At 48.0% G+C, this 12244-nt stretch carries 20 protein-coding genes; 1 reads left to right on the top strand and 19 read right to left on the bottom strand.

From position 1 onward, the window contains the following. Window position 1 precedes the first annotated feature (1 nt). The 19 genes from Q7Q81_RS02370 to Q7Q81_RS02460 form a co-directional block, all read right to left on the bottom strand. Complete coding sequence (locus Q7Q81_RS02370; protein WP_304273453.1) at window positions 2-649, bottom strand: hypothetical protein; 648 nt, start codon at window positions 647-649, stop codon at window positions 2-4. Continuing rightward, on the bottom strand, window positions 649-954 hold the full coding sequence (locus Q7Q81_RS02375) for a hypothetical protein (protein WP_304273456.1): 306 nt from the start codon (window positions 952-954) through the stop codon (window positions 649-651). Before Q7Q81_RS02375 ends, Q7Q81_RS02370 begins: the two co-directional genes overlap by 1 nt. Then, window positions 954-2651, bottom strand: a complete 1698-nt coding sequence (locus Q7Q81_RS02380) for a portal protein (protein WP_304162756.1) — start codon at window positions 2649-2651, stop codon at window positions 954-956. The genes Q7Q81_RS02375 and Q7Q81_RS02380 overlap by 1 nt, the downstream gene beginning before the upstream one ends. Before the next feature lie 2 nt (window positions 2652-2653). Next, complete coding sequence (locus Q7Q81_RS02385; protein WP_277249616.1) at window positions 2654-2881, bottom strand: hypothetical protein; 228 nt, start codon at window positions 2879-2881, stop codon at window positions 2654-2656. An 11-nt stretch (window positions 2882-2892) separates the two neighbouring features. Beyond that, a complete protein-coding gene (locus Q7Q81_RS02390) occupies window positions 2893-4383 on the bottom strand; it encodes a terminase (RefSeq protein WP_304273458.1) in 1491 nt (496 codons plus the stop codon). Window positions 4384-4389: 6 nt separating this feature from the next. After that, complete coding sequence (locus tag Q7Q81_RS02395) at window positions 4390-4851, bottom strand: terminase small subunit (protein ID WP_304273461.1); 462 nt, start codon at window positions 4849-4851, stop codon at window positions 4390-4392. 144 nt (window positions 4852-4995) lie between these two features. Beyond that, window positions 4996-5445 carry a hypothetical protein gene (locus Q7Q81_RS02400; RefSeq protein WP_304273464.1) on the bottom strand — a complete coding sequence of 150 codons (450 nt, stop codon included), beginning with the start codon at window positions 5443-5445 and terminating at the stop codon, window positions 4996-4998. Window positions 5446-5458: 13 nt separating this feature from the next. After that, complete coding sequence (locus Q7Q81_RS02405) at window positions 5459-6217, bottom strand: rolling circle replication-associated protein (RefSeq protein ID WP_304273466.1); 759 nt, start codon at window positions 6215-6217, stop codon at window positions 5459-5461. Between the two features lie 333 nt (window positions 6218-6550). After that, window positions 6551-6940, bottom strand: coding sequence for a hypothetical protein (locus Q7Q81_RS02410; protein WP_304273468.1), 390 nt, complete (start codon window positions 6938-6940; stop codon window positions 6551-6553). A 14-nt stretch (window positions 6941-6954) separates the two neighbouring features. Then, complete coding sequence (locus Q7Q81_RS02415) at window positions 6955-7539, bottom strand: hypothetical protein (protein ID WP_304273470.1); 585 nt, start codon at window positions 7537-7539, stop codon at window positions 6955-6957. 93 nt (window positions 7540-7632) lie between these two features. Then, window positions 7633-8985: a ParB/RepB/Spo0J family partition protein gene (locus Q7Q81_RS02420; protein ID WP_304273474.1), complete on the bottom strand. Its 1353-nt coding sequence runs from the start codon at window positions 8983-8985 to the stop codon at window positions 7633-7635. Between the two features lie 15 nt (window positions 8986-9000). After that, the gene (locus tag Q7Q81_RS02425) at window positions 9001-9540 is read right to left on the bottom strand and encodes a hypothetical protein (protein ID WP_304273476.1); all 540 of its coding nucleotides are present in this window, start codon (window positions 9538-9540) and stop codon (window positions 9001-9003) included. A gap of 108 nt (window positions 9541-9648) precedes the next feature. After that, window positions 9649-9897: a hypothetical protein gene (locus Q7Q81_RS02430; protein WP_304273478.1), complete on the bottom strand. Its 249-nt coding sequence runs from the start codon at window positions 9895-9897 to the stop codon at window positions 9649-9651. Then, window positions 9869-10357: a DUF3846 domain-containing protein gene (locus tag Q7Q81_RS02435; protein ID WP_304273480.1), complete on the bottom strand. Its 489-nt coding sequence runs from the start codon at window positions 10355-10357 to the stop codon at window positions 9869-9871. The genes Q7Q81_RS02430 and Q7Q81_RS02435 overlap by 29 nt, the downstream gene beginning before the upstream one ends. Further along, window positions 10347-10589, bottom strand: coding sequence for a hypothetical protein (locus tag Q7Q81_RS02440; protein WP_304273483.1), 243 nt, complete (start codon window positions 10587-10589; stop codon window positions 10347-10349). Before Q7Q81_RS02440 ends, Q7Q81_RS02435 begins: the two co-directional genes overlap by 11 nt. Beyond that, window positions 10568-10726, bottom strand: a complete 159-nt coding sequence (locus Q7Q81_RS02445; protein ID WP_304104365.1) for a hypothetical protein — start codon at window positions 10724-10726, stop codon at window positions 10568-10570. The genes Q7Q81_RS02440 and Q7Q81_RS02445 overlap by 22 nt, the downstream gene beginning before the upstream one ends. Before the next feature lie 13 nt (window positions 10727-10739). Continuing rightward, complete coding sequence (locus Q7Q81_RS02450) at window positions 10740-10901, bottom strand: hypothetical protein (RefSeq protein WP_304273486.1); 162 nt, start codon at window positions 10899-10901, stop codon at window positions 10740-10742. Between the two features lie 14 nt (window positions 10902-10915). Next, window positions 10916-11197, bottom strand: coding sequence for a hypothetical protein (locus tag Q7Q81_RS02455; protein WP_304273488.1), 282 nt, complete (start codon window positions 11195-11197; stop codon window positions 10916-10918). 5 nt (window positions 11198-11202) lie between these two features. After that, window positions 11203-11442, bottom strand: coding sequence for a hypothetical protein (locus tag Q7Q81_RS02460; RefSeq protein ID WP_304273489.1), 240 nt, complete (start codon window positions 11440-11442; stop codon window positions 11203-11205). A 246-nt stretch (window positions 11443-11688) separates the two neighbouring features. On the opposite strand from Q7Q81_RS02460, the gene Q7Q81_RS02465 reads away from it, so the two are divergent. Further along, a complete protein-coding gene (locus tag Q7Q81_RS02465) occupies window positions 11689-12069 on the top strand; it encodes a helix-turn-helix domain-containing protein (RefSeq protein WP_304273490.1) in 381 nt (126 codons plus the stop codon). Window positions 12070-12244: the final 175 nt, after the last annotated feature.

Genomic DNA, 12244 nt, shown 5'->3' on the forward strand with positions numbered 1-12244 from the left:
TTTAGTATTTGCTGTTAGGGAAGAGGATATCTTCTGCCCGCGGGGTTCCCTTGCCACCGCCGACATGAGTATCTGCCGGTTTATCTTCGCTGATAAGCTGGCCGATAGTTACAAAGAGCTTGCAGACTGCCGGATGATTGATAGCACCGGTATCAATCAATACCTGCATCGCCTCACTGCCGCCAAAGGTATTTACAGCAGTTCTGGCAAAGCCAAGGTTTTCCTGACTGGTCAGCCCCAACTTCTGACATTCAGCGATATTTTTTTCAACGGCATCTTCTGCAGCATGCAGATAGCCGTTGATAATCTCGCTGTGCATTTTCAGCAGGCTGTCAGCCTGTGCCTGCGAAAGCTTTGCATCCTTAGCTATGGCGGTAAACGCTGTTTTTTGTTCATCGGTGATTGTAAGGCCTTCGCCCAGGTTAAACTCATAGTTTTCCGGTACTTCGCCAGCGCCGCCGCCAGCACCAGCAGGATTGCCACCACCGTCACCAGGGGAATTGCCGCCATCAGGATTATCAAAGATACTTTTACTGCCACCTGCAGCACCACCGTCACCACCGGTGCCGCCATCGCCACCAGCTCCGCCTTCACCGCCGCCAGCATCGCCGCCGTCAGGAGCCAGAAAGAACAACCATTTCTTTCGCATTAAACATTACCTCCTTCAAATTGGTCATAGAATTCATCTTTGTGTTTTTCTTTGGGACGGTCCCGCGCTTCCTGCCGCATCAGCAGCTCCAGCTGCAGGCCTTCCTCAGTATCATCTCTCAGCATACGGAGCAGTTCTTCGCCAACGCTGCGCCGGCCAATCTCGTACCCCATGACACTTTCACGCCCGACAACATAGTTAGGGGTATTCACTTCCATTGTGTCGAGCAGCTCATAAATAAATTCCCTACCCGTCTGCGTCTGCATGACGTTTACGAGCAGTTCAGCAAATCTTTGCTTTTCCATCAGCTCATCCCCATTCTGCTCAGCATATCATCCAGAGCATTATCCGTATTGGACGGCACCTCACTCAAAAGCCTTGCAGCTTCCGCACCGGTCTTGGCCGCTTCTGCGCCCTGTGCCATCTGCGCCTGCTGCATCTGTGCTTCCTGTGCCTGCTGGCGTTGCTCTCTGAGCTGCTGCACCTCATCTTCGCTGCGCATGATTTTCTCAGGCGTACCGCTGATAACGCCAACCTCACGGATTACGTTGTCGATGTTGATAATATCGGCAGCTTCAGGATAGATACCTGCTACGTTACCTACCATGCCAAGTACATTCTGTACACTCGGCAGACTTACCATCTTCTGCGCCTGCGCCAAAAGGCTCACAAAATTAACCTTCAGCTCGTCTGCAGTAATCTCTTCCGGCATAGGCGGGAAAAGCTCGTTGCGCATACAGAGCCCAAACGTACGCAAGGTCAGCGGGTCCAGAACCTCATTATGGAACTGCTCCAGCACCGGCCCCAGCATAAGGATTTTCTCCTCGTGACGTTCCGCGACTTCCTTGGCGGTCATCTGCGGATTGTTCTGCGCCTGCGTCAGCATTACCATAAGGTCATTATAGAACGTAGCGCTTATCTGCTGGCGTTTATCGTTGCTCAAGGCTATCATGCCTTCGTAGCGCTTTGCTCCCGGCGGTATCATCGGATAAGCATTCATCTGTGTACCATCGGGGATAAAGTTATTCGCACCTGGCTGGCGGTTGACTTTCTTCAGGCTTGCTGGGAACATCATAGCCGGGTCAGCCTCGTTATCCATGCAGCGGAGCTTTGCTTTTTCAATACGCTGCAGCTGCATACAGTTACCCAAGGCATTATGCCCAGGACCATAACCATATTCGCAGTTGGCCACCTTAGTCCAACGCGGCATAATAAAAGGCTGCTCCTTGTAACCGCTGATACGCAGGAACTGCTGCTGATTGCCACGCTCCCAATAAAAGCTCTGCCAAGGGAAGTTACCGGGCTTTAATAGCTCAGGCTTATACTCATTGTTTTTGACGATGAGCATTTCAACCTCAAAGCGCTGTGTATGGTCATTGTTGTTGTACGCGGTCTTTACGGCCACGCTCACGTTATCAATGCCAAATTCCGCTACCATTTGTGGAGCGGTCAATTCAAAACGCCTGCCAAAGGAATAAAGCCTGCCTCTTGCATCCACACCGCCTGCATATTCTCCGCAGGTGTAGCTGCGGTGCCAGAGAGCGGTATCATAGTCCTGCATCATCAGCGCCGCCGCCGTGCCAAATTGGCAAAGCTCAGCCTCGATATCGTACAGCATAGCGTATGTATTGCCACGTGCATATATGGCCATCATAACGTCACGCACATCATCCAGCCATTGACGCACCGGATGATATTCAGCCTTTTCCTGATCGGCTAAAGACAGCTCAAACCACGGACGGCTCGGGGACGTCAATCCGCTTTGCAGGCCTGCAGCGCACTTGCCTGCAGCATCCATCGGATAAGGGTCGATAAGATAGCGGTCACGCCGCTCTCCGTCCATGCTGCCGCCGCGTTCATGGAAGCGCCCTCGGTAAGGAACGATATACCGTGACAGCAGTTGCCACGTCGGTTCAAACGACGTGCGCCGCTGGTACATCTGCTCCAGAACGAAGCGCTTATCCTTCAGCAGCTTTGTGTCTCGATAGATTTCTTCAAACATTGCTATTCCCCCAGCAATGCTTTCTTGATTGTATCTACCATGCTGCCGCCGGTCTTGTTGGTAAAGTTACGGCCTCTTGCCTTGCTCAGCTTTTCACGCAGCGATTCACGCTGTCCTTCAGTTGCGCTGTCAATAGTTGCGGCGCTCTGGCTTCCGGGTGCGTTCTGCTTAATCTGCGTTCCGCCGCCACCACCACCGCCGCCATGCAGCTGCATAATGATTTCTTCCATGGTCTCACCTCCTACCACATTCCATGAAACGGATCATATTCTTCCTGCGCGCCATTGTCGACGCTCCAGGCGTATTCATGTTCCTGTTTTCTGCTCAGCACCGGAAAAGCAAAGGTAAGCGCCAATGCATCCGCCCTGTTAGGAGATGGAAGCCCACGCTTTTTCATACTCTCCTTGCTCTCCAGCTGAACTCTGCCATCATCACGCGGAGCAAGCTCCGGTCCTACGAGGTCATCAGCCAGCACGCTATCATCAGGTGATATTGCTCCACCCTCCATAAGCCAACGCCGCATATCCTGCCACATAGCTGCTCGCTTGTTGACGCAATTAGGCGGTATGCCTTTAGTGCCGCCAAATGACACCAGCGTCCAGCTTCTGCCCCAGGCATCGCCTGCACTCTTGATGCCAGTACCATAGCCAAGGTCAATAAAGACTGCATCAGCGTGGTATTCATCCTCCAGCGCCGCAATCTTGCCGGCAAGCTGCAGGTCGTTATCATTCTTCGGATATTCAAAGAGCAGCTTACTGTAATTGCCTTGCCTGAGGTATGCGCAGATTTTATCCGCGCCGGTCCACGCAGGGTCTACACCAATGATAACCGGAGCAAAATTATACTGATACGGCTTGAGCACTCTTTGCCGTGCTTCATCCACGACAGCCTGCGAGATATACTGCTTGTCGCTGGCCGACGGAAACTCGCCGCGCACGCGGACCTTGAAGAAGTCGCTGTCCTCGCCGTAAATTTCGCGCCACGCTTCAATCTGCTTTTTATCAGAAAAGCTTACACTACGGCTATCCACCCTGCGAGTGTGCCAATAATTTCTGTGCTTGTGAAAGCAATCATAAAAGCGGCCGTTGGAACGTGTCGGGTTACCAAAGCAGCACCAGATGATTTCCGTATCCGCGTCAGTCAGGGCACCTTCCGTAACTTCCCAGATGGTGTCATGTATCGCTGATGCTTCGTCAAAGATAATCAAAATTCTGTTGCCCTGATTATGCAAGCCAGCAAACGCTTCAGAATTTGTTTCACTCCACGGAATTGCGTCTATACGCCAAGTCTTTTCGTTACCGTCAACGTTGCAGAAAATGCTTGTCGCAGTATAATCAAACAATGGTTTAGCTATCCACATGTTGTACCATTTGTTAAGCTCTGCCCATGTTTTAGTGCGAAGCTGCGCCTCAGTGTTAGCGGTAACAACGCCGCGCGTATCAGAGCAAGTACCCAGCGCCCAAAGAATGAGCCAGCTCACCAGCGCCGATTTGCCAATGCCGTGGCCACTGGCTACTGCTTCACGTATGGCAACATCAGCAGTTTTTACTTCGTCCTTTATTTCACGCAGTATGTCAAGCTGCCACTTCTCAGGACCTGTTTTATTCTCCAGCGGAGTATCAGGTTCACCCCAAGGGAAAGAAAGCTTTACGAAAAGCTCCGGATCATGCTGGCACTCAGCAAGATAGCCTACTAAAGCATCGTAGTCTTCCTGGCTAATTTGAGGTTTCATGGTCCATTACTCCTTCTTTCGCCTTTTCAGCAACACATTAACGTTGCCGCTAATCTTAACTTCAGTCTTGATGACATACACGCCATCCATTTTGTTCAGGACGTCAATCGCCCTGATTCTGGCCTGCACATCAGCAGCGTCATCTTCGGCAATTTTACTGAGCACCAGAGCGCGTTTATCCAGCCCGATAATCTGCTTTCTGATAGCGTCATCTGCCAGCTCTTTTATGCGCTTCAGAATGTTAACATTTCTTAACAGCCTTGTAGCCTGCTGCGCGGCGGTCCTCTCACTGTACCCGGCAGCTATGGCTGCAGCAGTGCCGTTACCCTCATGCTTGCGGTATTCCAGGCAGAATTTCTCCTGCGCCGGACTGAGTGTTTCCGACGTGGTTTTTTTACCCGCTTTCAGGGTGGATTTTTTACCGGAATTTTTAATAGTTTTTTTGACTGCTTTTTTTGCCTGTGCCATAGTGCCTTCACCTCCCTTGTTTTTTGGCATAAAAATAGCCCCGACAGAACGCTCCGTCAGGGCCTTTATTTTTACTTGCTATTTTGCACAATACTATTTTACCACGTCAAAAGCGCCGATTTGTAAAGTACAAAACGGCAATGCTTAAAAAATTTTTATTCCATGCTGCGCTGCTATTATTGCAGCGTCACTTAAAAACTCATTGCGCCAGGCATAGAACGTCTGACGGCTCACTCCCTGCAGCCCGCTGATAACCTCCGGCTGGACGTGCCTGTTCTCGTAATTGTCATAGTATTTGTGCATGACGTGGCCAATAGGAGAGTCTTTGTATAAGGCATACGTCTCCCTTATCACCGCCAGCCACTCCTCCGGCTGCTCAATGACAAGCTCATAGCTTCGGCGGCCAATGTATACGCTAACCTTTTTCAGCGGCAGTATTCCCTTGAGTGCGTCCTGCTGGGTAGGATTAGGCTTCAGCTTGTCCTTCAGCCCATGCGGATGCCTGCAGGCACGTGCTTCATCCACGGCCATCTGAATTTTTTTGTGATACTTAAAGCGTGTCTCTGCGACGCGCTGCCAGTGCTTTGCCAGCAATCTTATTCCCCCTTTACCTGCGTAGTCTTTTTGTTTTCAATGGTTTCCCGCCACCTAGTGCCAGGCAACGGTAATACTGATACGGATATCCGGTAATCTCGCTGACGTCCTGGACGATAGTATCCTGCAGCACATAAAAGCCTTTAGGTGCAGACGGCGTCTCACGCCAGCTGTCAGCCTTGACTTTCTCAATCTTACACTCCGGCTGCTCAAGGTTACGGCTCGTAACATAACGTCTGGCAAACACTCTGCGTTCCGGATCGTTGTAGGTCTTGTTGGTCTGCTTGATAAGATAGCTGGCCAGCCTGTCATAATCTCCGCTGCCGTCCAGCTCCGTTGCATGGATACGTCCATGTGGCCACATATCGCCAAGCTCCTGCAGCTTCAGCCCGCTATGAATAACAACATGAAAATGCATAGAGCGCTTACCGTATTCAGCTACAGCCACATATTTGAAATTTGAGCCGCGACGCTTGCATTTCTGTTTCACGTTGCGGCAGAATTTCTGAATATCTTTTTTTGCTTCCTGCGGACTGGTTGCTCTTTTATCCGGAGCATAGGTCAATACACAATGCAGGTCACCTTTGCCAAAATTAGTATTAAGCAGACGACGAAGATTCTTGTAGCTGTTGCGCTCGTTTACCTTGGCCATAGCTTCCGGAGTAGGATTGCTTTGCGGAGCACGTACTGTCATCTTTCCCTTGTAGCGGAAGGTCTGGTATTTTTCTACTTCGATGCATTTACCACATCTCCATGTCCGTTTTACATACATTCTTCCGCTCCATTCTGCCCAAGTTATTTTGGCTGTTATTTTTTCCGGCACTGATATGCCACTCAACTAATATGCTTTATCAAGCTTTGGGCAGGTATTTCACCTGCCCATTTTCTACTATTATATATAGTTATTTTTTTGTCTTGCAGAAGCGCGGCAGCTTCCGTGCTTCCAGAAAGCATTTGTCACGCAGGCTTCTGTGTTTGCTCAGGTAGCTTCTGAGCTTTCTTTTTCTCATGCAGGCCAGATGCTGAGCATACCGGATTCTTCTGGTAGCCAGCAGGCGATATACGATATAGTCTATTTCCAGGCAGCATAGCTTCTGATTTGCGTTCACGTCACCGGCTCCTTCCAATTGATGTGCATTCCATATTGTTCGATGTACTCAAGATACTGCTCTGTGGTTTTATCTTCGCCCAATGTCTCAAGACCGCGGGCGTAAAGCTCGACAAATTTATCCAGTCGTGTATGGCGTACATGGATTTCGCCATAGTTCTCCATGAGTATCTTGCAGCAGACTGCCAGTATCTGATGGGTGAAGTATTTAGCATAATACGGTATCATCTTATCGCGCTCTGCCTGCATACCTGCTTCATAGCCAGCTTGGTAGATAGCATTATAGCCGGCCTTGCTGATGCCAAAGGGTTCATTGTCTCCGGCCTTAATCTTCAGCCGCTCTTCACCGCCCAACAGATGCAGCTTCTTCTGCTTTCTGCGTTCCATTTTTCTTAGCTGGCTCATGCGTCATCGCCAGCCTTGCTAACACGGATAAACTTATCACCGCAAAATCTATACGTTCCCTCAATGCCGGCTCTGTCATACCAACCGGCTTCAACTTTATGTTTTCTGAGCCATGCCTCCAATACATCGTTGAGCTGTTCATCAAGCTCTTTTCTCGCCTGCGCCAGCGCATTACCGGAAATAAAATCGCACCATGCTTCTGCACCTTCGCCAGCCTCATCATCTGCTTGGCTTATAAAATTTTCAATCAGATCATCCATATCAATATAAGGATGCCATTGGGATTCTTTTTGTTTATAGACTATAACCAACTCGCCCACAACAAGGTCGGGACGAATATCTTCCAAGGCTTCCTCCGGAGTATCGCACAAATCGCTAGAAACAACGCAGCCCTGCACCTCTGCGCTATATTGAAGAAAAACTGGTTTTTCCTTGGCCAGCTCATCAGACAAGAGAACAGCTTCAGAAATCTCTGCCTTTGCCTGCTCCAGATAATAAATCTCGCCGCTGCATTGCCAGTCATTGATGGCCAGCTGCGCTCTGTTTACGCAGTCCATAATTGTTCTTTCTTTATCGTTCATCGTTTTTTCCTCCTACCAGCGCCAATGCGCATACCATAACGATAATTGTAATGGCCAGGTTGATTGTAAATTCATCTATTGCCGTGTCCATTTTTAAGCTCCTTTAATCTGCTGAAATACTTCATGCTGGCCAGTTGCCAGAAGCTTTTCTTCGTTGCTCATCTGATAGCCAAGAGCAACGAGCCAATGATACAGCGCCTCAAGTCTTGGATTGATTTTATATGCAGGATATCCAAAGCGGCTATTGTCGGCATAATCTTCTTTTTCACTGTCACCGAACAATTTGTAGATAACCTTTGCGCATTGCTGGATATCAAAGTAACCATCGAAGGCCAGCTTGACTGCTTTCTCGTCTCGCTTGGGATCGAAGTATTTGTTATCTATCCCAGCTTCTTTGTTTACGCTGCCCAATCCTATGTACGCAACTCCCTGCAATACCGCCACGCTATAGGCTCCCATCAGCACGAGCTCATTCTGTTTAGTGGTAGCTTTAAAATTTTCCATAAATGTTTTGCGCAGCTCATAATGCGTTGCAGCCATAGCATCGACTTTAAACCATGCTTCCTTGATACGTTTTTCTTTTTCATTCTCCTTGGCGCTTTTTTCTTTAACCTTACCTTTTTTTGTTTCCTTGACGTAAAACTCTACGTTTCTCGGATAGCTGGCCTCATAATACACCCCAGCTGTTTTCTTGGGAATTTTATCTTTTGTTACCTCATACTCATAGAGGTCCAAACTGCCAATGCGTCTATATTTGCTGCTGTATTTATTGGCACTATTCGGAAATTCCTTGATGCCAAGACGTTCCATATCTGCCAGGAACGCCGGCATAGCAGCTTCAAGCTTTTCTTTATCCATAGCACGCTTTACCGCCAAAGCAAAATCATTTGTGCCAATCTTCTCCATTGCTTCGTTTCTGGCTTCCATGTTTTTGATTTTTGCCAGCGCGTCAAACTCTTTCAGGCTAAGCTGGCGGGTAGAGCTTAGCTTCTTCAGCTTGTTCTGGTCCAGCTTAGCGATTTCCAAGCGCCGTCTGATAGTGCTTTTACTGAAGCCGCTCTGCTGGGAGATATCTTCGATATCCATACCAAAGTCCAGAAGCTGCTGGAAGCCTTGAGCCTGTTCATAAACTGTCAGGTCGCTACGCTGCATATTCTCTAACAGCATAGTCTGCAGCTGCCGCGTTTCCGTCATGCCTCTTACGATAGCGCACGGCACTTCCTGCAACCCGGCGCGTTTCGCAGCTTCCAGGCGACGGTGGCCAATAACCACCATATACTTGGGTTCTTCACCCGGTACAGCTTCGTTGACCGGGATTACGGTAAGGTTCTGGTAGATGCCATTCTCTTTAATGCTCGCTGTCAGTTCTTCCAGATTGCCCAGGTCTTTTCTTGGGTTCTGCGGATGCGGGATAAGACATTCTACCGGCATATTTACTACAGCCATTTCATTCAACTCCTTTTATTCTTCTTCGTCGGGATAACCGCCATTCTCGTAGGCGTCCTGCGCCTCATCTATTGTTGGCTGTTCACGCTTGCAGTGATACGCATAGTCAAAGGCTTCCTTCTTTATGAGGAACATAACATCAGCTTCTCGCGGCGTTAACTGTTGCAAAGGAAACGGTTCATCCGTGTATCTCTTGCTATGATCTACGGCATTCTCATAAAACTTTTGCGTCACTACCTGCAGCGGCTGCTTGCAGTTCTTGAAGCCCAGCAGCAGCGCCACCAGCTGCATGCCTCTGCCAAAGTTTTTGCTTGTCAGAAAGTTTACCTTGGTAACCATAATGCCAAGCTCTTCGCCGTCTTCGTTGGCCAGCGGAAACTCCAACAGTCTACGTGCTATTTCAGGCAGCTCCATCCAGGTACGCATGAAATCTTCATGCGGTTTGTCAATGCGGCTGATTATACTCGCTTCCTCATGTGAGTTAAGCGGAGTGACGGTATAGCTTACCTTGATGTTGCCGCCTTTGTATTCCACAAATTTGACGTCATAATCCATTTTTTTGCCTCCTTGTTCTCATCACTCTTATATGCTAAAATAGGGATGTATGGATGCTGGTAACTTCATACATCCCCATGCCGTCTGCGCTTTATGCAGGCGGCTTTTTTATTTTGTTTCGACCGGGACATGCAGGCGCACATTGATTTTTTCCCCGAGATATACCCAGCCGTCTTTCTTGTTGTTATCCTTGCAGACATAAAAAGCAATTTCGCGCCAGTCACGCTTATCGCCGTATTCATCTTTTAATCTGCAGCAGATTCCTTCCAAAGTGTCTCCTTCTTCCAATACATGGTAAGGTACAACAATCTCGGTAACTCCCTGGCCTTTAACCATCTGATAAGCTGCACTTACCATTCTTGCGGGCCCGTAATCTAGCAAGCATATTACGGCAAGCAGTAAGCTGCCTAAGGTCAGCAGCCTCAGTTTCCGCAGTTTTCTTCTTCTCATTCTTCACAGCTCCTTTCCCAAAGCGGCGGACTATTCTCAGATAGTCTTCACGCAGCAGGTCGATAAATGTTTCTTCGCCGTCCTCATCAGTCATCAGCTTACCGGCGATAAAGCAGGGGCCGAATATAACGTCTACGATATTGCCATTATTGTTCAGCAGCGGGAACAAAGCGTCATTGTGATATTTGTTCTTGCCGTCCTCATTACATATCAGCGTATATTCTGGGCTGCTGCCTTTGGCTTCCAGCGGTACGATCTGTATCTTACCGCCCACCAGCTTCTGCATATTGGCCAAACTAAGCTCAACACGCACGGCCTTCACCGGTTTGCCCGGACGATACCAGACAACAGTTTTTTCATTGGCCATTTTTATATCGCCCCTTAAAGATGAATCTCAGTGCATAGGCAGTGCTGGCATTCATTCTTTCATCAGCTTCACGTGCCAGCTGTGCCCGGCGTTCACGCATCAGGCGCTCGTATTTCATGCTGGCCTCATGTTCTCTGATTGCTGCGTTAGGCTTGTATTTTTTGCAACGCTTCGCATGGTCAATAATCTTATCTTCCAGTTCAGCACACGTCATGCGCTTTGCTTTACACATTTCTTTTCACCCTCTTTATCGCACAAGCCCTGCTTGCGCCCGATTTCCAAGGCCCACTTTGCAAACATATTCACTGCGTAGTCGCTCAGTTCGCCTTCGTTTTCGACTACAATGGTGTAGTCTTCAGGTCTGTTCATAACACTTCGCCCCTTATGCCGTTTTGTTTTCCTGCTTGTCTTCCGCAAGAATAATCATCGCCGTTTGCAGGCCCTTCAGAAAAATGGCGGCTGCTTTCAGGCCATCAATATCGGCCTTTCCCATATCCTCCACTTTTTTGATGGTTTCTTTCTGCTTATCAGTTACAATAATCATTGTGTTACCCTCCTTTAACTATAAATGCTTTGCAGATATTCTTTAATCTGTGTTCTGACTGCATTACTGTTTTTGCCAAAATGGCGTTCAGCGTGGCAGTCATAACAGAGTGTTACGCCTTTTGAAATTTCATCACTTTTCATTGCCCCGCAAGGTTCATGATGGAACTTCTCGTTAGGGTCCACGTACTTACCGCAGATAATGCAGCAGTTGTTGTCCCGCTCGTGGATAGCGGTGTTTAGTTTGCGCAGCTTCTCGCCGTACAGTTTTACCTTTTTGGTTTTCATCATCATCATGGCTTTTACTCGCTTTCCTTCAGCGCCGCATCTGCCTGCTCGCATTCCTTGCAAGCCTGTTCGAATTGAGCCGCTACCACCTTATAGACCTTTTTGTAGATTTCAGCTCTTTCTTGCCAAAACTCAACATCTTTATCCATGCCATACTTTGCACATTTCAGCGCATTGCTCTCTGCGGTCATAACCTTAGTCAGCAGAGCAGCGACAATGGTTGAAATCTCATCATAGCTAAGCTCAAGTTTCATGTTAAATCCTCTTTTCTTCGCTTCACTCCTTTGATTGGCGGCATCGCCATAAGCTCTATCCTCCGAAATTCTTCACTCATCACCTTTACCTGCCTTTCCGATTTATCGCTATAAGATTTTTTATTAGCTCTTTACGATAATTATACTCTTCTGTTATCGTACCGTCAATGCTTTTTATCTTTTTTCGATAAATTTTCTTGCTTTTTTCTTTTCTCCTGCTATAATGGAATAAAGCGAGGTGATTATATGGCTGAAATAAACGAGCGAATAAAGGTGCTACGCGAACGTCTAGGACTAACGCAAACAGCCTTAGCAGAAAAAATTAATCGTGCACAAAACACTGTAGCCGATTACGAAAAGGAAAAGAACATTCCTGAGCGTACTATTCTCGACATTTGCAATGCTTTTAATGTTAATGAAGTGTGGTTGCGTACCGGAAGCGGCGAAATGTTCCGTCAGGAAACTAATGTGGATGTTGAGCTGGCGCACCAGGTTGGACGGCTTATCAAGTCGGACGATGACTTCACAAAACGTCTGGTTCTGGAATATCTCAAACTGCCACCAGAACTTAAAACTGCTTTTGAAGAGTTTGTCGACAAGCTTTATCAAGAACACAAAAAAGAGTAAAAGAAAAAGCCCTGAGCGTTAATGCTTAGGGCTTTTCTTGTGCAAAAAAATAAGCGGCAACTTTCGTTACCGCTGCACCGCTATTCATCTGATATAAGTTCGGTTATGAAGGCATATATAACTTCCAATATATGCTCGTCTTCAATTTTGATGATAGTAGCTAAAATCAATTCCT

This window comes from Phascolarctobacterium succinatutens, from assembly GCF_958453765.1.
GTDB classification, from domain to species: domain Bacteria; phylum Bacillota; class Negativicutes; order Acidaminococcales; family Acidaminococcaceae; genus Phascolarctobacterium_A; species Phascolarctobacterium_A succinatutens_B.